Source organism: Gellertiella sp. DMC107 (genome assembly GCF_056313605.1).
The window spans coordinates 172,779-191,631 of the sequence record NZ_JBQUZZ010000007.1 but is presented as its reverse complement, the minus strand read 5'-3'; the positions used below and the strand labels follow the sequence as shown (position 1 = coordinate 191,631).

14 protein-coding genes and 1 pseudogene are annotated in these 18,853 nt (G+C 64.2%); 12 read left to right on the top strand and 3 right to left on the bottom strand.

Features of this window, described 5'->3' with window-relative positions; genetic code table 11:
• Positions 1 to 92 precede the first annotated feature (92 nt).
• From ACT54B_RS20475 to ACT54B_RS20455, 5 genes and pseudogenes are all read left to right on the top strand, one after another.
• Positions 93 to 1,835, top strand: coding sequence for a putative bifunctional diguanylate cyclase/phosphodiesterase (locus ACT54B_RS20475; RefSeq protein ID WP_476047676.1), 1,743 nt, complete (start codon positions 93 to 95; stop codon positions 1,833 to 1,835).
• Between the two features lie 173 nt (positions 1,836 to 2,008).
• Positions 2,009 to 3,328: a GGDEF domain-containing protein gene (locus ACT54B_RS20470; RefSeq protein WP_476047674.1), complete on the top strand. Its 1,320-nt coding sequence runs from the start codon at positions 2,009 to 2,011 to the stop codon at positions 3,326 to 3,328.
• Positions 3,329 to 3,596: 268 nt separating this feature from the next.
• Positions 3,597 to 4,637 (top strand): glutamine synthetase beta-grasp domain-containing protein, encoded by a 1,041-nt coding sequence (locus ACT54B_RS20465; protein ID WP_476047673.1) that lies wholly within the window; start codon positions 3,597 to 3,599, stop codon positions 4,635 to 4,637.
• A 247-nt stretch (positions 4,638 to 4,884) separates the two neighbouring features.
• Positions 4,885 to 5,844, top strand: a pseudogene (locus ACT54B_RS20460) (porin).
• Between the two features lie 115 nt (positions 5,845 to 5,959).
• Complete coding sequence (locus tag ACT54B_RS20455; protein WP_476047671.1) at positions 5,960 to 6,865, top strand: hybrid sensor histidine kinase/response regulator; 906 nt, start codon at positions 5,960 to 5,962, stop codon at positions 6,863 to 6,865.
• A gap of 195 nt (positions 6,866 to 7,060) precedes the next feature.
• Here the strand turns inward: ACT54B_RS20455 and ACT54B_RS20450 are convergent, their stop codons facing one another.
• Positions 7,061 to 9,577 carry a methyl-accepting chemotaxis protein gene (locus tag ACT54B_RS20450; RefSeq protein ID WP_476047669.1) on the bottom strand — a complete coding sequence of 839 codons (2,517 nt, stop codon included), beginning with the start codon at positions 9,575 to 9,577 and terminating at the stop codon, positions 7,061 to 7,063.
• 164 nt (positions 9,578 to 9,741) lie between these two features.
• Between ACT54B_RS20450 and ACT54B_RS20445 the strand changes: the two genes are divergently transcribed.
• The 7 genes from ACT54B_RS20445 to ACT54B_RS20415 all read left to right on the top strand — a co-directional run bounded on the left by ACT54B_RS20445 (position 9,742) and on the right by ACT54B_RS20415 (position 17,010).
• Positions 9,742 to 10,986: an enolase C-terminal domain-like protein gene (locus ACT54B_RS20445; protein ID WP_476047668.1), complete on the top strand. Its 1,245-nt coding sequence runs from the start codon at positions 9,742 to 9,744 to the stop codon at positions 10,984 to 10,986.
• Complete coding sequence (locus ACT54B_RS20440) at positions 10,986 to 12,083, top strand: ABC transporter ATP-binding protein (protein ID WP_476047666.1); 1,098 nt, start codon at positions 10,986 to 10,988, stop codon at positions 12,081 to 12,083. The genes ACT54B_RS20445 and ACT54B_RS20440 overlap by 1 nt, the downstream gene beginning before the upstream one ends.
• 40 nt (positions 12,084 to 12,123) lie before the next feature.
• Entirely contained in the window at positions 12,124 to 13,338 is a 1,215-nt protein-coding gene (locus tag ACT54B_RS20435; RefSeq protein ID WP_476047665.1) for an ABC transporter substrate-binding protein, read from the top strand.
• Positions 13,339 to 13,405: 67 nt separating this feature from the next.
• Positions 13,406 to 14,362 (top strand): carbohydrate ABC transporter permease, encoded by a 957-nt coding sequence (locus ACT54B_RS20430; protein WP_476047664.1) that lies wholly within the window; start codon positions 13,406 to 13,408, stop codon positions 14,360 to 14,362.
• 11 nt (positions 14,363 to 14,373) lie between these two features.
• Positions 14,374 to 15,246, top strand: a complete 873-nt coding sequence (locus tag ACT54B_RS20425) for a carbohydrate ABC transporter permease (protein ID WP_476047662.1) — start codon at positions 14,374 to 14,376, stop codon at positions 15,244 to 15,246.
• A gap of 20 nt (positions 15,247 to 15,266) precedes the next feature.
• On the top strand, positions 15,267 to 16,010 hold the full coding sequence (locus ACT54B_RS20420; RefSeq protein WP_476047661.1) for a GntR family transcriptional regulator: 744 nt from the start codon (positions 15,267 to 15,269) through the stop codon (positions 16,008 to 16,010).
• The gene (locus tag ACT54B_RS20415) at positions 15,997 to 17,010 is read left to right on the top strand and encodes an aldose epimerase family protein (protein ID WP_476047660.1); all 1,014 of its coding nucleotides are present in this window, start codon (positions 15,997 to 15,999) and stop codon (positions 17,008 to 17,010) included. The genes ACT54B_RS20420 and ACT54B_RS20415 overlap by 14 nt, the downstream gene beginning before the upstream one ends.
• Positions 17,011 to 17,041: 31 nt before the next feature.
• Here the strand turns inward: ACT54B_RS20415 and ACT54B_RS20410 are convergent, their stop codons facing one another.
• The gene (locus ACT54B_RS20410) at positions 17,042 to 17,935 is read right to left on the bottom strand and encodes an SMP-30/gluconolactonase/LRE family protein (protein ID WP_476047659.1); all 894 of its coding nucleotides are present in this window, start codon (positions 17,933 to 17,935) and stop codon (positions 17,042 to 17,044) included.
• Entirely contained in the window at positions 17,932 to 18,702 is a 771-nt protein-coding gene (locus ACT54B_RS20405) for an SDR family NAD(P)-dependent oxidoreductase (protein WP_476047657.1), read from the bottom strand. The genes ACT54B_RS20410 and ACT54B_RS20405 overlap by 4 nt, the downstream gene beginning before the upstream one ends.
• Positions 18,703 to 18,853 lie beyond the last annotated feature (151 nt).

Below are 18,853 nucleotides of genomic sequence, written 5' to 3'. Positions count from 1 at the left end.
TTTCAAAGAACTGGATGGTCTTTCAGTGTAATTTCAGTAATTTCATGTTCTATGGTGAAAATGCGAATGCTTCTTGTCTCCCCGGGAGTGTCATGGGCAGAAAAACGGAAGGTCTCGGCGGAAAGTCAGACGTCCCTCTTCTTGCGGGCAGCGGCGGTGACGCGGCCATAACGGCCAATTTTGCCGAAGCGACCCGGCTTGCCATTCTCGCCATCGACCAGACCGGCCACATCGTCTATGCCAATCCGTCCGTGCTCTCCCTGTTCGGCTACAGCCGCGAGGAGATGATCGGAAAACCGGTGGCGATGATCATTCCGGAGCGGCTGCGCAGTGCCCATACCAAGGGCTTTGCCCGGGCGGCGGCGGGCGCCGAGCTCAACCTGGGCGGCCGCACCGTCGAGGTTCCCGCGGTGAAGAAGGGAGACGTGGAGTTTCCGATCGAGATCACCCTGTCGGTCTGGCGCACCGGAGAGGGCATGTGTGCCGGCGCCATCATCACCGACATCACCGAGAAGCGCGAGCGGGACAACCGGTTGCTGCGCCTTGCCAGCGTGGATACGCTGACGGGGCTGCACAATCGCCACCGCTTCACCGAGCTGCTGCGGGACACCATGGCCTCGGGCGCGGCGGCCGGGCTCTTCGTGCTCAATCTCAACGGTTTCAGTGAAATCAACGACATGCATGGACATGCGGTGGGAGATGCCATCCTCCAGGCCGTCGGGGTCCGGCTTCCCTATCTGCTGAAAACGGGCGCGCAGGTGGCCCGGTTCGGCGCCGACGAATTTGCCATCCTGGTTCCCGACATGGACGATGCCCGCGCCGCCCAGCACCAGGCCGACGCCCTGCTCGACAGCTTTTCCACGCCCGTGGACGTGGCCGATCTTTCCTTCGAACTGACCGCCAGCGTCGGCTATCTGCTGACGTCGGTGGCGGGGTCCGGGCCGGAGGAGGCCATTGCCTGTGCGGATTTTGCCCGGCACCGGGCCCGTGCGGCCGGCCGCCAGACGAGCTGCCTCTACAGCGACACCATGCGCAACGAAACCCGGGTGCTGCGCGATACCTGCGACGAGCTGCGCCGGGCGCTCCGCTTCGGCGAGCTCGAGCTTTACTTTCAGCCGCAGGTCTCGCTTCTCGACGGACGGGTGATCGGTCTGGAGGCGCTCATTCGCTGGAATCACCCCGAGCGGGGTCTCCTGCCGCCCCATGCCTTCCTGCCCGCGGCCGAGCAGAGTTCGCTGGCGCTGGACATCGGCTGGTGGACGCTCGAGCACGCCTGCCGGCAACTGGCGGCCTTGCGGGCCGCCGGGCATCCGGACATCCGCATGGGTGTCAATCTCTTCGCCGCGCAGGTGCGCGCGCCCGGCCTCGTGCAGAAGGTTTCTGCCGCGCTGGAGGCCGAGGGGCTCGTGCCTTCGCTGCTGGAAGTGGAGGTCACCGAAACCATTGCCCTCAACGACGATGGCCGCTCGCTCGACGCGCTGGCCCGGCTTCGCGCGCTGGGCGTGGGCATTGCCTTCGACGATTTCGGCACCGGCTTCGCCTCGCTCAGCTCCCTGCAACGCTATCCGCTGACCACGCTGAAGATCGACCGCAGCTTCGTGCAGGATCTGCCGAGCAAGCCGAGCGATCTGGCGATCATCCGGGCGCTCGTCTCCATGAGCGGCGATCTGGGTCTGGGCACCGTGGCCGAGGGCATCGAGACCGCCGAACAGGCGGCCCTGATCCAGGCGCTGGGCTGCGCCGTGGCGCAGGGCTATCACTACGCCAGACCCATGTCGGCAGCGCAACTGCTGCCCTATCTCTCCCGGACGGCGCGCCATGACCGGTTTGCATGAGGCAGGGAGGGTCGGCACCCGACCGTACAGAAGAACGGTGCGCAACAGGCGTGGACTGCGGGAGATGCCCGCTCAGGCCGTGCCCTGAGCCCCGGGCGAAGACGTGACGCAACAAGGTGCCGGTCAAGGGTGTTTCCCGAGTGGCAGATCCATTCAAGCAGCAAGGACAGTGCATGACCCCGCCGTTTTCGCAAAAACCTGCACCCCTGCCCGCCGGGGCGGAGACGGCCGCCTATGACCGGTCCGCCGAAGAGCTGGATTTCTGGATGGGCTGCGTGGGCGCGCCGCTGGTGCTCGTCGAAAAGGCCTGCCTGCAGGTGCGCCGGACCAATCTGAGCGCGCGGGCCTTCTTCGGGCTGGGCAACGAACCGGATGCGGGTCTGCCGATCGAGGCGCTGGTCGGGCCGGAAGCCGCCGCCATGCTGTCACAGATCTGGAACAATGCGCCGGTGGGACAGCCCGGCGAACCATTCATCATTCGCGCCCTGGTTCAGGAGCAGGAGCGCCCCCTGGCGGTGCAGGTGACCAAGCTCGCCATCCACGGCGAACTGCTGCGCCTCTTCACCTTCACCGATGCGCCGCCGCAAGGCACGATTGCGCTGGCCGGATGGCAGGAAGACGTGATGTCGATGCTGAACTGGATGCCCTTCGGCTTCGAGATCGCGGCCGCGGACGACCAGATCCAGTTCGCCAATTCCACCTTCAAGGAGCTTTTCGGCTATTCCCAGGATGAAATCGCCACCATCGAGGACTGGTGGCGGCTGGTCTATCCCGACCCCGACTATCGCGAATATGCCCGGTCCAGCTGGTATCGGGCCATTGCCGAGGCGCGCGAGCAGAATCGCGAAATGACCCCCTTCGACCTCACCGTCAGGACCGCCAGCGGCACGGAACGGCGCGTGCAGTTCCGTCATCGCGCGATCGGCAAGTTCCACGTCAACCTCTATATCGATGTCACCCGGGAGCGGGCCTATGCGGAAGAGCTGGAGCGACTGGCCAATACGGATTCCCTCACCGGGCTTCTCAACCGGCGCTGCTTTTTCGAAAGGGCCGAGCAGGTGCATGCCCGGGTTGCGGGAACGCCCGGCGCGACGCTCGCGCTGCTGATGCTCGACATCGACCACTTCAAGGCGGTGAACGACAATTTCGGCCATAGCGCGGGCGATTTCGTGCTTGCCGAATTTGCCCGGCGCTGCGGCGAACGGCTGGACGCGTCCCATTGTCTGGCCCGCCTCGGGGGAGAGGAATTCGCGCTGATCGTCGAAGGCGCCTCGCTGGACGCGGCCCGCGCGCTGGGTGAACGGCTGCTTCATGCGGTCAATGGAAGCGCTTTTACCTTCGAGGATGCCGCCATCGGCGTCACCGCCAGCATCGGCGCGGCGGTCTCGTTTGCGGCCGAAGAAAGCTTCGGTTCGCTGGTTTCCCGGGCGGACAAGGCCCTCTACCGGGCCAAGCGCGAAGGGCGCAACCGCGTGGTTGCCTCCGCGACCTGAGCCGGGCTCCGGCTTCCCCCTGGACGGGTGCCGCCTGACGTCGGGACCATCGAGAACTCCTCGCTGCGCGGTCGCCGATGGGCGCTGCACCGCAAGACTCCGCTCATTAGGCAGGCACTGCCCGCAATAGCGGCAGGCCGTGCCTGTTTTTTGTGCAAACTCTTCGCTGCGATGGGCCGAAGCGCGCCTCCAGACTGGCACGGCGATTGCATTCCCTTGCCGATCGAAAAGCACGTCATCCTCATTGATTAGGAACAGGACTATCAGCATGCAGAAATTCAAGCTCGAATATATCTGGCTCGATGGCTACAAGCCGACCCCGAACCTGCGCGGCAAGACGCTCGTGAAGGCATTCGAGTCCTTCCCGAAACTGGAAGACCTGCCGCTGTGGGGCTTCGACGGTTCGTCCACCCAGCAGGCCGAGGGCAGCAATTCCGATTGCGTCCTGAAGCCGGTCGCGGTCTATCCCGACAGCGAGCGCAAGAACGGGGTGCTGGTGCTGTGTGAAGTCATGATGCCGGATGGCAAGACCCCGCATCCGTCCAATTCCCGCGCCACGATCATGGATGACGAGGACGCCTGGTTCGGCTTCGAGCAGGAATATTTCTTCTACAAGAACGGCCGTCCCCTCGGCTTCCCGGAAACCGGCTTCCCCGCGCCGCAGGGCCCCTATTACACCGGCGTCGGCTATTCGAACGTCGGCGACATCGCGCGCAAGATCGTCGAGGAACATCTCGACATCTGCCTCGCCGCCGGCATCAACCATGAGGGCATCAATGCCGAGGTCGCCAAGGGCCAGTGGGAATTCCAGGTATTCGGCAAGGGCTCCAAGCGCGCTGCCGACGAAATCTGGATCGCCCGCTACCTGCTGCAGCGCCTGACCGAAAAATACGGCATCGACATCGAGTATCACTGCAAGCCGCTCGGCGACACCGACTGGAACGGCTCCGGCATGCATGCCAACTTCTCGACCAAGCACATGCGCGAAGTGGGCGGCAAGGCTTACTTCGAAGCGCTGATGGGTGCCTTCGCCCATGCGCGCGAAGACCACATCGCCGTCTACGGTCCCGACAATCACATGCGCCTGACCGGCAAGCACGAAACCGCCTCGATCCACCAGTTCAGCTACGGCGTGGCTGACCGCGGCGCATCCATCCGTGTCCCGCATTCCTTCGTCAACAATGGCTACCGCGGCTATCTGGAAGACCGTCGCCCGAATTCGCAGGGCTGCCCCTACCAGATCGCCTCGCAGATCCTGAAGACGATCTCGACGGTTCCGACCGGGGTCGAAGCCCGCGAAGCGGCCTGATACGGCCCCTCGACCAGCTTTGTCCTTCCTGAAGCGCCTGCCCGGACCTCCGGGCGGGCGCTTTCTTTTTGCGCGGCCTTCCGCTGTGCGGGCGAGCGTGTCCCGGCAGGTCCCTGTGTCGGATTTGCAACAAGACCGGTTGATCGCCGTTCTGCGCGCTTCGCTTACAGGAATGTAAGTTTGCCGTGTCTCCAGCGAAAATTTCGAGGCGCTTCCTTCGATCATTCCTGTGTCGGAATGCTACGAAATGAAGGGTCTGAATATGTCAAACATGAAAATCGCTCTTGCGGGAGCACTCCTGTCGCTTTCTGGTGTCCATGCCCTTGCGGCGGATGCAATCGTTGCGGCCGAGCCGGAGCCGGCGGAATATGTGAAGGTCTGCGATGCGTTCGGGGCCGGGTTCTTCTTCATTCCCGGAACGGAAACCTGCCTGAAGATCGGCGGTTATGTTCGCTTCCAGGTCGGTTTCAACAGCGCCAGCTTCGATCGCAAGTGGGACGCCACCTCGATCGGCGACCTCCAGTTCACCGCAAAGAGCGATACGGAATATGGCCCGCTGGTCGGCTTCGTCGAAGCGGTTGCGACCAATGACGACGGGACGTCCAACACCTTCGGGCTGGATCAGGCCTATATGCAGCTCGGCGGCTTCAAGGCCGGCTACTTCGCCACCTATTTCGATGCGGGGATCGGCGAGAACTCCTCCTGAAAGTCCAAGGCGAAGTTCAATGCCCTGTCCTATACCTACGAAGGCGATGGCTTCGGCGTCGGCCTCGGTCTCGACGAGACGGGCGAAACCTCCTACGGTCTCGGGATCGAAGGCCAGATCAGCGCAGGCGCCGGACCGGTGAAGGCGACCGTCATCGGCGTTTACGATACGGATGCGGATCAGGGCGCCGTCAAGGGCATCCTGTCGGCCACCGCCGGTATCGGCACGCTGAGCGTCGCGGGCTTGTGGTCGAATGGCGAGAATATCTATACCGGCGCCACCCATTGGGCCGTCGGTGCGGCCTATTCCATCAAGGCCACCGAGCAGCTCACCTTCATGCCGGAATTCCAGGTTTCGGAAAACCTGGCCGGGGACCAGAACTGGTTCGTCGGCGCCCTGACCAGCTATCAGGTGACGGATGGTCTCGCCGCATCGCTCGATCTGAACTACAACAAGGACGAGAGCGTCAGCGGCTACTTCCGCCTGCAGCGCTCCTTCTGATCGAGACCGGTTGCCAAGCGAAAGGACCTGACGGACAGTCGGGTCCTTTCGTCGTGAGCGGAGGCAGGCAGGAGCCGGGGGCAGGGGCCGGGGGCAGGGGCCGGGGGCAGGGGCCATGCGCATACTTCTTGTCGAAGACGACAGACAGATGATCGCCTATATCCGCAAGGGACTGGGCGCGGCCGGTCACACCGTCGATAGCCTGGAGGATGGCAGGGATGCGCTCGCCCATGCCCTGGGGGAAACCTATGAGGCGCTGCTGGTCGATCGCCGGTTGCCCGGCCTGGACGGGCTGGCGCGGGACCGGCCGGTCAGACGGGAAATTGCCGTGGAGGAGGCGATTGCCCATGAACTGAAGCGGCCTCTGGGCCGGATTTTCCTGGAACTGGAGGAGATCCAGTCGCGGTCGGATCTGAATGACCCCCATAACCTGAAGCGGAGGATTCAGGTCGTGGCCGAGCAGGTTCGCGACATGGGCGAGATCTTCGATGCGATTCTCGACATTTCCCGCATCCGGTCCGGTCTGTGTGGCGCGCCGGGAGAATTGCACGACCTCGCCGCCATTCTCGTCGATGCCCCGTGCCTGCATCGCATTCCCTTGCGGCAACTGGACCGGAGCGGTGCGAACCGGGGTCTTTGCGTGCGCGGCGACCGTCGCCAGTTGCTGCAGGCCTTTTGCAACATTCTGGAGAATGCGCTGCGATACGGAGGGCCCGCCAGCGGGCTTGACGTTTCCATCGAGTCCGGAATGACGGCAACACGGGTGGTGATTGCCGATCGCGGTCCGGGCATTCCCGCCCATATGCGTCATGCCGTCTTCGAGAAATTCGTGCGCCTCGATATGTCGGACCGGCGCGGAAGCGGCCTTGGCCTGGCGCTGGTCAAGGCGATCATCGAGGCCCATGGGGGCTCGGTGGCGCTGGAAGACAACAAACCGGGCCTGCGGGTGGTGGTGGTGCTTCCGGTGGCCGAGATGCGCGCCAAGGGTCTGCGCGAAAGCCGGATGCGCCGCTTCAGCTGATCGAGGGGCCCCGGCGGGCAGATCGCTGGCGCCACGGCAAAAAAAGGCCCGACTGAACGAGGTCAAACTTCAGTCGGGCCGTTCAAGCATCTGGAGCGGTGGATCGCCGTCAGTGCACGCACCTTATGGACCGCGAAGATTACACCGGCTTTCCCGCTTTCTTACATTTTGCAAGAATCCTGCGGCCTGCGGACATCAGACCGCCTCGCGTCGATCCTCTGCTTCCCCCTCCGGCGGCAAGCGGAACCGGTTGACGACGCAGAGGAGCTCGCCGGCCTCGCCCGCGAGGCGGCGGATGGAGGCAAACGTTTCTTCCACCATCACCGCATTCTGCTGGGTCATGTGGTCGAGCGCACCGAGCGCCGAGCCGACATTGCGGATGGCATCGGACTGGTTGTGACTGGCAAGGGCAATCTGTGCGATGCCCTGGGACGCGTCCTCGATCCGGCGCGCAATATCGTCCAGCACATGGCCGGTTTCCCGCACCAGCCGCGCGCCGTCCGCCACCTGCTCGGCGGATCGGTCGATCAGCGCCTTGATCTGGCGGGCGGCACCGGCCGATTTCTGCGCCAGTTCCCGTACCTCCTGCGCCACGACGGCAAATCCTTTTCCCGCGCCCCCGGCCCGCGCCGCCTCGATACCGGCATTGAGAGCAAGAAGGTTGGTCTGGAAGGCGATGTCGTCGATGACGTCGACAATCTGCCCGATATGACCGGAAGCCGCCTCGATCCGGCCCATGGCCTCGATGGCCTCGCCGACCACGCTGGCCGAGGTCACCGCACATCCGCGCACCTCGTTCATGACGCGATTGGCTTCCGCAGCACTCTCGGCCGTCGCCAGGGAGGTGGTGGTGATTTCTTCCAGAGCGGCCGCCGTTTCCTCCAGTGCCGCGGCCTGATGTTCGGTGCGTTTCGCCAGGTCGCTGACGGCCCCGTTGATCGCCTCCGCCCGTCCGGAAATCTCGCCGCTATGGGCCGTGATGTCACAGATGCTCCGCTTTAGACCGCCTAGCGAATGGTTGAAATCCGTTCTCAGTTTTTCGAGCTGACCGTGAAAAGGCCGGTCGAGGCCGGTCGAGAGGTCGCTCGCCGCAAGCCGTTCGAGACCCCGGCCGATATCCGCCACGGCGATACGGATCTGGCGGTCCATTTCGGCCTTTTCCGCCAGGTTGTCCCGCCGCTCGGCCTCTGCCCCGGCGCGTTCGCGCGCCGTCCGTTCGTCCGCCTCCTGTTTGGCGATCGCATTCTGCTTGAAGATTTCGAGGGCTCTGGCCATGTCGCCGATCTCGTCGCGCCGCGCCAGCCCGGCGATGGCGGTTTCCATCGCGCCGCCGGCGAGACGCTTCATGGCCTGGCTCATGCGGCCGATCGGCCCGCGTAGGGTCACAACCAGCGTCACGCCGGAAAAGAGGCAGAGGAGAATGCCGAAGGCCATGACGCCCAGCGAGGTGCGATGGGTGGATGCCCCCACGTCGGAGGCACTCTGCTTCTGCAGATCGGAAAAGCGGGTGATCTCTGCGGCAATGGCGCCCAGCGTTCCGGTGGCTGCGGCGAAGCTCTGCTTCCGGTCCCGCGCGATTTCGCTCAGGCTGGCGCTGGTTCCGGCAACGGTTTCGATGGCCGGAATGAGCCGCTCCTTCAGCCCCTCGGCAAAAGGCTTTCCGGCGGCGGCGGCCACGAAGGATCCGAGGTCGCGGCGGAAGGATTCCAGTTCCGTGCCGAGATTGGCGAGATTGTCTGGCGAAGGGTCACCCTGAAAGGCGGCGAGCACGATCTGCAGCCGGTAGGATGCACTCTGAAACTGCCGCCCGGCCACCAGGATCGCCTCGGTCGCCGCCGTTGCCGCGGAACGGTTGGCCGCGCCCGAGCCGATGCCCTCGAGACTATTCTTGGACAGGGTTTTCAGGGCGACGGACAGACCGCCAAGCGGCTGGATCGCCCGCAGCAGATCGGCCTCCGGCCCTGCGCCTTGCAGCGCCTGCCGCAGGTCAGCCAGGGCTTTCTGCAGGTCTGTCGCCAGGATCTTGTTGCGTGCGGCAAGCGCATCTGCCAGGGCGCGGCGGCGGGGAACGATCTCGGCCACGAGCGGTTCGATGGTCGACCGGATGGTTTGCGGCGTCGTGCCATTCGCCCGGGCGACCACCTCCTCCAACCGCCGAGCCAGTTCGTCCGCCCGGGTCGCCAGCGTGATCTCCCGCAGCAGGGCATCGCGGTCGGCACTGGCCGTGCGCTCTTCCGCCAAAAGTCCCGCCGTCACCTCGGCCTGCGAGGCGACGATTTCACCGGCCATGGCTTGCATCGTCCCGGCCAGCGTCACTTCCCGGCTATGGAGCGACCAGAGTGTGTCGACCTGGGCATCCACCGCATTGATGAGGGCAGCGGCGCGGGTCAGCGCCGCCTCTCCGGCGGAGCCCTTGTCGACACCCTCCAGCGTATCCTGAAGGATCAGGCGCTGGGTCGCCAGCCGCTGCAGCAGATCCCCGCGGGCCGCTTCGGTGGGATTGGCCAGAAAGCGCTCCATCCCCTCCGAAAAGGTGCGAAACCCGCCCAGCGACTGCATGGCGCGATTGGAAGTCTCGATCCGGCTTTGCAGCGTGCCGCTGGCATGGAGGCCGGAAAAGCCCAGGGCGGCAATGCTGAGGACGAAGGGCGACAGAAGAATGAGAACCTTGGTCCCGATGGAAAAGCGCGACAGGAGACGGTCAAGCAGCATGGTGGGGCTTCCCTTTTGAAGGCGTGGCGGCACAGCGAATGAAGGTCTGCTTCATAAAATGTAGTACTACCATACTAATAATGCTATTTAGAATGGGTTAAGCGCCGTTTTGCGATTGACAGCGCAAACTAGTATGGTAGTTATGCGCTTGAGGAGACCATCTGATGAGAATTGTGAATTTGAGAGCAACCACGGTGGCTGTGCCCCTGGAGGCGCCTTTGCGCCACTCCAACGGGGCTCACTGGGGCCGGTTCGTCCGCACGATCGTGGAAGTGGAGCTCGACAACGGCGTTGTCGGCCTCGGTGAAATGGGCGGGGGCGGGGAATCGGCGGAAGCCGCCATTCTCGGGCTGCTGCCCTATCTGAAGGGTCATGATCCGTTGCAGCTGGAGCAGTTGCGCTGGAAAATCATGAACCCGGTCGGCAGCCTGTACAACAACCGCATGCAGCTTCATGCAGCCCTTGAAATGGCCTGCATGGATGCGGCCGGCAAGACGCTGGACGTGCGGGCCTGCGATCTGATCGGCGGGGCGTTGCGCGAAGAGGTGCCCTTTGCCTCCTATCTCTTCTATCGCTACCACGATCCGAAGACCGGGCTGGGTGGCGAAACCCGGGCAGAAGAGATCGTTGCCCATGCCCGCAGCCTCAAGCAGGCCCATGGCTTCACCACCCACAAGCTCAAGGGTGGACATTTCCACCCGGACCATGATCTGGAGGTCTATCGCGCGCTGGCCGATGCCTTTCCCGAAGACCGTCTGCGGCTCGATCCCAATTCCGTCTGGACGGTGGAGGAGGCGATCCGGGTCGGCAACGCGATCCAGCATCTGCGGAACGATTATTTCGAGGACCCGACCTGGGGTCTGGAGGGCATGCGGCGGCTTCGCCAGTTCGTGAAGATCCCCACGGCCACCAATGCGGTGGTGGTGAACTTCGAGCAGCTGGCCCAGTGCATCCGGCAGGATCTGGTCGATGTCATCCTGCTGGATACCACCTTCTGGGGCGGTCTGCGGCAGGCCTACAAGGCCGGCAACGTGCTGGAAACCTTCCAGTACGGCGCCTCCGTGCATTCCTCGGGGGAACTGGGCATCCAGCTTGCCTCGATGCTGCATCTCGGCGCGGCCCTGCCGAACCTCTTCTTCGCGGCGGATGCCCATTATCACCATCTCACCGACGACGTGATTGCCGGCGGCAGGATGACCTACCGCAACGGCTGCATCGCCGTGCCGCAGGGACCGGGTCTCGGCATTACGCTCGATCCGGACAAGATGCGCCGCTACGCCGAATATTACCGCGAGACAGGCGGCTACGCCTATGATCGCGACCCCGCGCGGCCGCACTGGTATTCGGTGTTTCCCGAGCGAAACTATGCCGATCCGGCGGTGAAGGACATGCCGGGGGGTACGGTCTGATGGCTGGCGTCACACTCACCAATGTGGTCAAGGCCTATGGGTCCCATCCGGCCGTGAAGGGTATCAGCCTCGAGATCGAGGATCGGTCCTTCGTGGCGCTGGTCGGCCCTTCGGGATGCGGCAAGTCCACGACGCTCCGGATGATCGCCGGGCTGGAATCCATCAGCTGGGGCGAGATCCGCATCGGCGACCGGGTGGTCAACGATCTGCCGGCGCGCCAGCGCGGCATTGCCATGGTGTTCCAGAGCTATGCGCTCTATCCCCACATGACGGTGCGCAACAATCTGTGCTTCGGCCTGAAGATCGCGGGCATTGCGCGGGCGGAAATCGACAGGCGGGTGGCCTTCGCCGCCGAGATCCTGCAGCTCGGCCCCTATCTTGACCGCAAGCCGGCCCAGCTCTCCGGCGGCCAGCGGCAGCGCGTGGCCATGGGCCGGGCCATCGTGCGGGAACCGGACGTGTTCCTCTTCGACGAGCCGCTGTCCAATCTGGATGCCAAGCTGCGCAACCAGATGCGCGCCGAAATCAAGCGGTTGCACAAGCGACTGAACAATACGGTGATCTATGTCACGCATGACCAGATCGAGGCCATGACCATGGCTGACAAGATCGTCATCATGCGTGATGGCCGGATCGAGCAGGCGGCTACCCCTTATACCGTCTTCTCCGATCCGGCCAATCTCTTCGTGGCAGGCTTTATCGGCACGCCGGCGATGAATTTCATCCAGGCGGAGGCCATTGGCCCGACGACTCTCACCGTTCCGGCCATCGCAACCCCGGTGGAGCTGCCGGCGGGCCGCTTCCGGGCGCTGGAAAAGAGGCAGAGGGTCACCTTCGGCATCCGGTCGGAGGATGTTTCGGTCCGGGGGCACGGCCTCGTTCCGGAACGGCTCGCCAGCTTTTCGGGGGAGGTGCTCTTCACGGAATGGCTGGGTAACGAAGCGCTCGTCTTCACCCGGCTCGGCGAAACCGAACTGATTGCCCGCATGCAGCAGCCGCGCCCGGTCGCGGATGGCGAGCGTCTGGACTTCGATATCGATCTCACCCGCGTCCACCTGTTCGACCCCGAAAGCGGGGAAACACTGCGCGCGCGGTAGGCGATCCAATCTCACGATCTAAGACCTTGGAGGAGGAAAAATGATCAGGACCATACTCAAATACGCGGTGCTGGCCGGCACGCTTCTGGCCTCGGTGGCCACAAGCCAGGCCGCCGATGTGACCATGGCGCACGACAAGGATTTCTGGAAATCCGGCTTCGACGTCATGGCGAAGAAAGGCGGCTTCACCCATACGAGCTATGCCACCGACCAGTACAAGGCCTATCTGCAAAGCTCGATGACAGCCGGCAATCCGCCGGATCTCTTCACCTGGTGGACGGGCAAGGCGCTGGAGGACGTCGTGGCTTCCGGCAATGTGGCCGAGGTGGACGAGCTTTGGGACAAGAAGATCGCCAGCGGCGAATTCTCTGCCGGCAACCGGGCCCTGTTCCAGGTGGACGGCAAGACCTACGGCATTCCCTTGCTGCTGGCCCGCTGGGTCGTCTTCTACAACAAGGCCGAATTCGAAAAGGCCGGCGTGACGCCGCCGAAAACCTGGGCCGAACTGGAACAGGTGGCCGCCAAGCTGAAGGCCGCCGGCATCACACCGTTCAACGCGACCGTGCAGGATGGGTGGCGGGGTTTCATCTGGTTCGAGGAACTGATGATGCGGACCAACCCCGCCGCCTATGCGGGTCTTCATGACGGAACCGTCCCCTATGACGGGCCCGAGGTGCAGGCCGTGTTCGACCGGTGGGTCGATCTCTATGCCAAGGGATATTTCACCGATCCCCGCTCCACCGAGGAGGTGGCCGATTTCGCCCGCGGCAAGGGCGCCATGTATCTGATGGGCGAATGGGCCACGGGCCTGATCGAGGAACAGGGCATGAAGATCGGCAAGGATTTCGGCGCCTTCATCATGCCCAACATCTCGGCCGATGCGCCGGCCCAGATCGTGGTCGAGGGCTCGCCCATCCTGATTTCCAAGGCCGCCTGGGCGGATCCCGCAAAACGCGCCGCCTTCGAATACTGGGCCAGCGTCGACGGTGCGTCGGAATGGTCCAAGGCGCAGAGCCTTTACACCGGCAACCTCAAGGCCTCGCCGCCGAACCAGATCGTCGCCGACATCTCCGACGAGATGCTGAAGGGCGGACACAAGGCCGTGACCCGCTGGTGGGAAGCGGTGCCGGCTGAAATCCAGGGCGATCTGGTTGCCCAGATGAGCGCCTTCATGCTCACGCCGACCAAGGAAAAGGCCAAGGAAGTCATGGCCGCCATGCAGAAGATCAACGCCCAGTACTGGGCCGCGAAGTAATCGAAACCGAACGGGCCCGCGGTTCCCCGCAAGGGGAGCCGCGGGTGCCGCGTTCCCGGACATGCCGATGACACCCGATCCCTTCAACCTGTCGAAAGACGAGCTCGAGAAGATCGATTTCGCCAGCCTGGACTTTCAGGCTGCGCGGGATCGACGCCGGCAGCGTCGTACGGCGCTCCTGTTCATGTCTCCGGCCCTGGTGCTGGTCTGCGGCATGCTGCTCTACCCGGTGCTGTTCAACGTGTGGATTTCCTTCACGAACTGGAAGAAATTCTCCGGCCTGTCCTCCTTTGCCGGGCTGCGGCAATACGAGCTGCTGCTCACCAATCCGAATTTCGGCGACGCCATTCTCAATACGTCGATCTGGGTTCTGGCCTCGCTTGTGCTGCCGGGCGCCATCGGCCTGTCTCTGGCCATGATGATGCGGGGGCAGCGTTTCGAGGAGCTGGCCAAGAGCATCTTCTTCGTGCCGCGCATTCTCGCCCCCACCTCCGTCGGGGTCATGTGGTTCTATCTCTATGCGCCGGAGGGTCTTCTGAACGGCCTCCTGTCCCGGATCCTGGGCGAACCCGTGACCTTCGGCTGGCTGTACGAGTCCAGCACCGTCACCTGGTCCGTGGTCGTCGCCTATATCTGGCAGACCGTCGGCCTTTCCATGGTGCTGTTTCTCATCGGTCTGTCGGCGCTGCCGCGCGATCCGCTGGAGGCCGCGACGGTGGATGGCGCGTCGGGATGGCAGGTCTTCCGGCATGTCACCCTGCCGCTTCTCCTGCCGACCATCCTGGTCGTCGTCATCCTGTCGGTGCTCGCCGGCTTCACCGTCTTCGACCACATCTGGGTGATGGCCAAGGACTACCCGGCCAAAAGAACCCTTTCGCTCACGGTCTACATGTATGTGGAAGCCTTCGAGAAGAGCGCCTGGGCCTATGCCTCCGCCATCTCGGTGGTGCTGGGGGCGGTGGTGCTGGCGGTCACCTGGACCCAGGCGGTGCTTCAGGACCGCATCGAACGCATGATCCGCTAGGAAAGATCCCCATGGCCTTCGACATCACCACACTCGACCTCGACCAGCTGTCGCGCAACGAACGCAGGAAGCGCGGAAACCGGATCATCGTCCTGTTCATGGCCGGCCTTTCGCTGGTGTGGCTCCTGCCCTTCTACTATGTGGCCGTCTCGATCCTGAAATCGCCGGAAGAATATGCGCAAGGCGGCGCGCTTGCGCTGCCCCAGGGCTTTGCCCCTCTCCTGGACAATCTCGTGGGCGCCTGGACCGTCGCCAAGATGGGACAGGGCATGTTCAATTCCCTGCTCTACGGGCTCGTCGGCGCAGGCCTCGCCGTGCTGATCGCCGCCATGGCAGCCCATGGCCTGTCCCGCTTCGAGTTCAGGGGCCGCGCCTACTGGTTCCTGTTGATCTTCTCGGGAACGGTGTTTCCGTTCCAGATGTATCTGATCCCGCTCTTCTTCACCTATATGCACACCGGCCTCCTGAATACACGCCTCGGCATGATCCTGTTCTACACCGCGATCTGCATTCCCTTCCCGGTTCTGGTTTTGAAGAACTATCTCAACCAGCTGTCCCGGGAGATGGACGAGGCGGCCCGCATCGATGGATGTGGAGAGCTGAGACTGTTTCTTCAGATTGTCCTGCCGAACTGCTATGGACCGCTGGTGGCCGTTTTTCTGCTCCAGTTCACCTGGATCTGGAACGATCTGCTCTTTTCCACGGTGCTGACCCAAAGCCCGGATGTCCGGTCGATCATGTCGGCACTGCAGGTTTTCCAGGGCGCCTATGCCCGGGGAGCCCAGACATTGGTGATGACCGCGTCGGTAATTGCATCGCTGCCGACGCTCGTTCTGTTCTTCGTGTTGAAAAAACGGTTCATGCAGGGCATGCAGGTGTCCTGAGATCGATTTGGGGGTGTGATTTGTCAAGACGACGCAATCTGGAGGAAATCACCGAAACCTTGCCCGTGCCGGAGCTGAACGGCGACGGGCCCGTTTCGATGCAGATCTTCTGCTATCTCCGGCAGCAGATCATCCAGACCTCCATCGCGCCCGATACCGCCCTGTCCGAGGGCGGTCTCTGCGGTTTCTTCGGCGTCAGCCGCCAGCCCGTGCGCGAAGCGCTGTTGCGCCTGTCGCTTGCGGGCCTGGTCAACATCTTTTCCCAGCGGGGATCGATCGTCAGCCGCATTTCGCTGACGTCGGTCTACCGCGCCCAGATGATCCGCGAGGCGGTGGAAGTCGAGGCGCTGCGCCGGGCGCTGAACGGGCATGGCGAGGCGCTTGCCGACCAGCTGAAGGCCGAGCTTGCCATCCAGAAGGCCTGCCAGGTGCACAACCAGATCGAGCGGTTCTACGAATCCGACGAGCGGTTTCACCGGGCGATCGGCGACCGGAGCGGGATCGTCGGCCTTGCCTCCCACATCGAGGAGGTCAGGGCGCCGCTGGACCGGGTCCGCAATCTCGATCTGCGCTGGGCCAATTCGCTCGGTGAGCTGGTGGAGCAGCATGCCGCCATTGCCGACGGGATCGCCGCGCAGGATTTCGGCCGGGCCGAAACGGCGCTCAGGCTGCATCTGCGCCGGGTCTTGAAAGGCATTCCCGAACAGGTGGCCGCGATGCCGGACTATTTCGAAGATGTGATCCCGCATCATGCAAAGGCTTGACCTGCACTGGGACAGGGGCCGGGTGGAGGTCCAGTCCCTGGGCGGCATGCTCGGGCCGCTCGACCTGGTGCTGGAAGACGGCCGCACCGTGTCGCCGCTGGCGGTCGCGCCCTGGTGCGAAGAGACCGGCGATCCGCGCTATCCGTCCCTTCCCGGCCTGATGAAGCGGTTGAGGGGGGAGTGGCCCTGCGTGCCATTCGGGGCGCCCGCCCCGCCCGAGGGTCTCCCTGCCGCCTGGACGCCCGGGCCGGCCGATCCGGTCGAGGCCCATTTTCACGGCTTTGCGTCCCATCACCACTGGCAGCTGCGGCAGCTGAGCGAGGCCGCAGTGGAGATGCAGATCGATTACCCCGATGCGTCCCCGGTGAAGCGTCTCACCCGCCGGGTGGCGGGCGTTCCGGGAGAGGCCCGGCTCGAATGCAGCCTCGGTATCGAGGTGCGTCGCAGCGTCTCGCTGCCGGTGGCGCTGCACCCGGTTTTCTCGCTGGGTGCCGCACGCGCGGGCACACGGCTCGATATCCCGTTCCGGCGCGGTCTCGTCTTCCCGATGGCGGTGGAACCCGGTGTCTCGCGCCTGAACCCCGGCGCGGCCTTCACCCATCTCGAGTCCATACCGGCCGGGGAGGGCTCCCTCTCGCTGGCGCATCTGCCGCTGCCCTTTGCCACCGAAGAGCTGGTGCAGTTGCTGGACGTGCAATCCCCCGCGCGGCTGGTCCATGGGGAGGAAGCCTATCGCGCCGAGTTTTCCTTCGATGCCTCCGTCTTCAGAAGCATCCTGCTCTGGGTCTCCAATCGCGGACGCTCCGCCTGGCCCTGGAGCAGCCGGTTCGAAGCTCTCGGGATCGAACCGGTGGCAGGCGCTTTCGATCTGGGGGCTGCGGTGAGCGCCGATCCGGCCAATCCGATTGCGGCCTCCGGCATTCCGACCTGTCTGCATCTCGATCCCGACAGACCCTTCCGGACCGACTATGCCCTCTCGGCCTTCGCCCTTTCGGCGTGACGCGCCCTGACCCTTCGTCTGGACGCCAGTCCTAGTAGGGCTCTCGAAAGGCCGTTTCCGGAAGGCCGCCGATGCCCGGGCGAAGCCGGATGAGGGCGCCTTCGGCAGGGTTCCGCGCGCAGTCTGCTGCCGACAGGCCGAAAGTCGCCGTGGTGATGTAAAGCTCATCGAGCCGCGATCCGCCAAAGCCGCAGGCGGTGGGGTTTCTGGCGGGCAGCTCCACCACCCGGTCCACCCCTCCTTCCGGCGTGTAACGGATCACGCATCCCGCGCCGAAACGGGCCGTCCACAGGCATCCCTCCGTATCGATGGCGGAACCGTCCGGAACGCCCGGCCCCCCTTCCACGAAAACCCGGCGATTGCCAATCGTGCCGTCCGCCTCGTCATAATCGTGAACCCAGAGAAGGTTGCGGGCGCTGTCGCCGAAATAGAAGCGTCGGCGGTCCGGCGACCAGGCCATGGTGTTGGGAATGCCGAGCATCCGCTCGCCCATGGGTGTCACCTCGCGCCCGTCCACGCGGTAGAGGCGGCCGATGTGGCCGGCGGGGGTGCGCGGCTTTCCCTCCGGCGTGAGGTTCGTTTCCATGCTTGCCGACCAGAAGCGCCCCCGGGGATCGCATTTGCCCTCGTTGAGGCGCATCAGCCCGTCGCCCTCCTCCGGCGCGGCCAGAGGCAGGGGCCGACCCTCTGCCGGATCGAGTAGAACAAGTCCCGAGGCGAGCGACAGCAGCAACCGCCCCCGGTCGGTGAGCGCGACGGCGGTGGGAAAGTCGGGCAGGGCGAGGCTGGTGACGCTTTCGTCCGGCCCCCGCCAGCGCAGCGCCTTGCCGACGATATCCACCCAGTAGAGCCTGCTGAGGACAGGATCGAAAACCGGGCTTTCGCCTACGACATCATGGGTTTGCGTGAGGATTTCAGGGGTCACGCGCCACTCCTCGGCGTGCCGCCGATGAGGCTGAGCAAGCCGCCATCCATCTTGATGATCTCCCCCGTCACGAAGGACGAGCGATCGGACAACAGAAAGAGCACCAGCTCGGCCACTTCCTCCGGTCGGCCGGAACGGCCCATGGGATGCATCCGGTTGATCGTCTGGCGCAGCGAGACGGGATCCTCCGAAAGGCCGATCGCCCAATCCAGCATGGGCGTGTCGACCGAGCCCGGTGCAATCGCATTGGCGCGCACCCCGTCTTCGGCGAAATCGACCGCAATGGATTTCGTCAGACCGTTGAGACCGTGCTTGGAGACCGTATAGGCCGCTACGTTCTTCTGCGAGGCAAAACCCTGGACGGACGACATGAAGACGATTGCCCCCCTGGTTTTTCTCAGCTCCGGCAGGGCGGCGCGCGCCAGGAGGAAAGCGCTGGTCAGGTTGACATCGATCACCGATGCCCAGGTGGCGTCGTCCGTGGTCTCGGCGCTGCCATATCGCTGGATACCCGCATTGTGGGAGAGGCCGGTCAGGCGCCCGAAATGCTCGATGGCGAGGCGCACCGCGGCCTGTGCCGTTTCGTCGTCGCTGACGGACCCCGTCAAGGCGATGGCCTTGCCCCCCGCGGCCCGGATGTCGGCAAGGGTGCTCCCGGTCCCGTCTGCGTCCACGTCGACCAGCACCTGCGGCCACCCCTCCCGTGCAAGACGCAAGGCGACAGCCCGCCCGATGCCCTTTGCCGCCCCCGTGACGATGACTCCCATGGACCTATTCCTCCCTTGCAAGAACTACCATACTAGTATTATATCGCTTTGGGTCCCCTTGCAAGCACCCGCTCCACCATGGGGGCCGATAACAGTATGGCATCAGGGCAGCGCGGGAACCATGGCATCCGGAGCGCCAAGGGCAGGGGAA

Bases quoted from the DNA above. Each gene is read 5' to 3' on its own strand.
- ACT54B_RS20475 (WP_476047676.1), top strand. From the start codon at position 93: ATGGGCAGAAAAACGGAAGGTCTCGGCGGAAAGTCAGACGTCCCTCTT.
- ACT54B_RS20470 (WP_476047674.1), top strand. From the start codon at position 2,009: ATGACCCCGCCGTTTTCGCAAAAACCTGCACCCCTGCCCGCCGGGGCG.
- ACT54B_RS20465 (WP_476047673.1), top strand. From the start codon at position 3,597: ATGCAGAAATTCAAGCTCGAATATATCTGGCTCGATGGCTACAAGCCG.
- ACT54B_RS20455 (WP_476047671.1), top strand. From the start codon at position 5,960: ATGCGCATACTTCTTGTCGAAGACGACAGACAGATGATCGCCTATATC.
- ACT54B_RS20450 (WP_476047669.1), bottom strand. From the start codon at position 9,577: ATGCTGCTTGACCGTCTCCTGTCGCGCTTTTCCATCGGGACCAAGGTT.
- ACT54B_RS20445 (WP_476047668.1), top strand. From the start codon at position 9,742: ATGAGAATTGTGAATTTGAGAGCAACCACGGTGGCTGTGCCCCTGGAG.
- ACT54B_RS20440 (WP_476047666.1), top strand. From the start codon at position 10,986: ATGGCTGGCGTCACACTCACCAATGTGGTCAAGGCCTATGGGTCCCAT.
- ACT54B_RS20435 (WP_476047665.1), top strand. From the start codon at position 12,124: ATGATCAGGACCATACTCAAATACGCGGTGCTGGCCGGCACGCTTCTG.
- ACT54B_RS20430 (WP_476047664.1), top strand. From the start codon at position 13,406: ATGACACCCGATCCCTTCAACCTGTCGAAAGACGAGCTCGAGAAGATC.
- ACT54B_RS20425 (WP_476047662.1), top strand. From the start codon at position 14,374: ATGGCCTTCGACATCACCACACTCGACCTCGACCAGCTGTCGCGCAAC.
- ACT54B_RS20415 (WP_476047660.1), top strand. From the start codon at position 15,997: ATGCAAAGGCTTGACCTGCACTGGGACAGGGGCCGGGTGGAGGTCCAG.
- ACT54B_RS20405 (WP_476047657.1), bottom strand. From the start codon at position 18,702: ATGGGAGTCATCGTCACGGGGGCGGCAAAGGGCATCGGGCGGGCTGTC.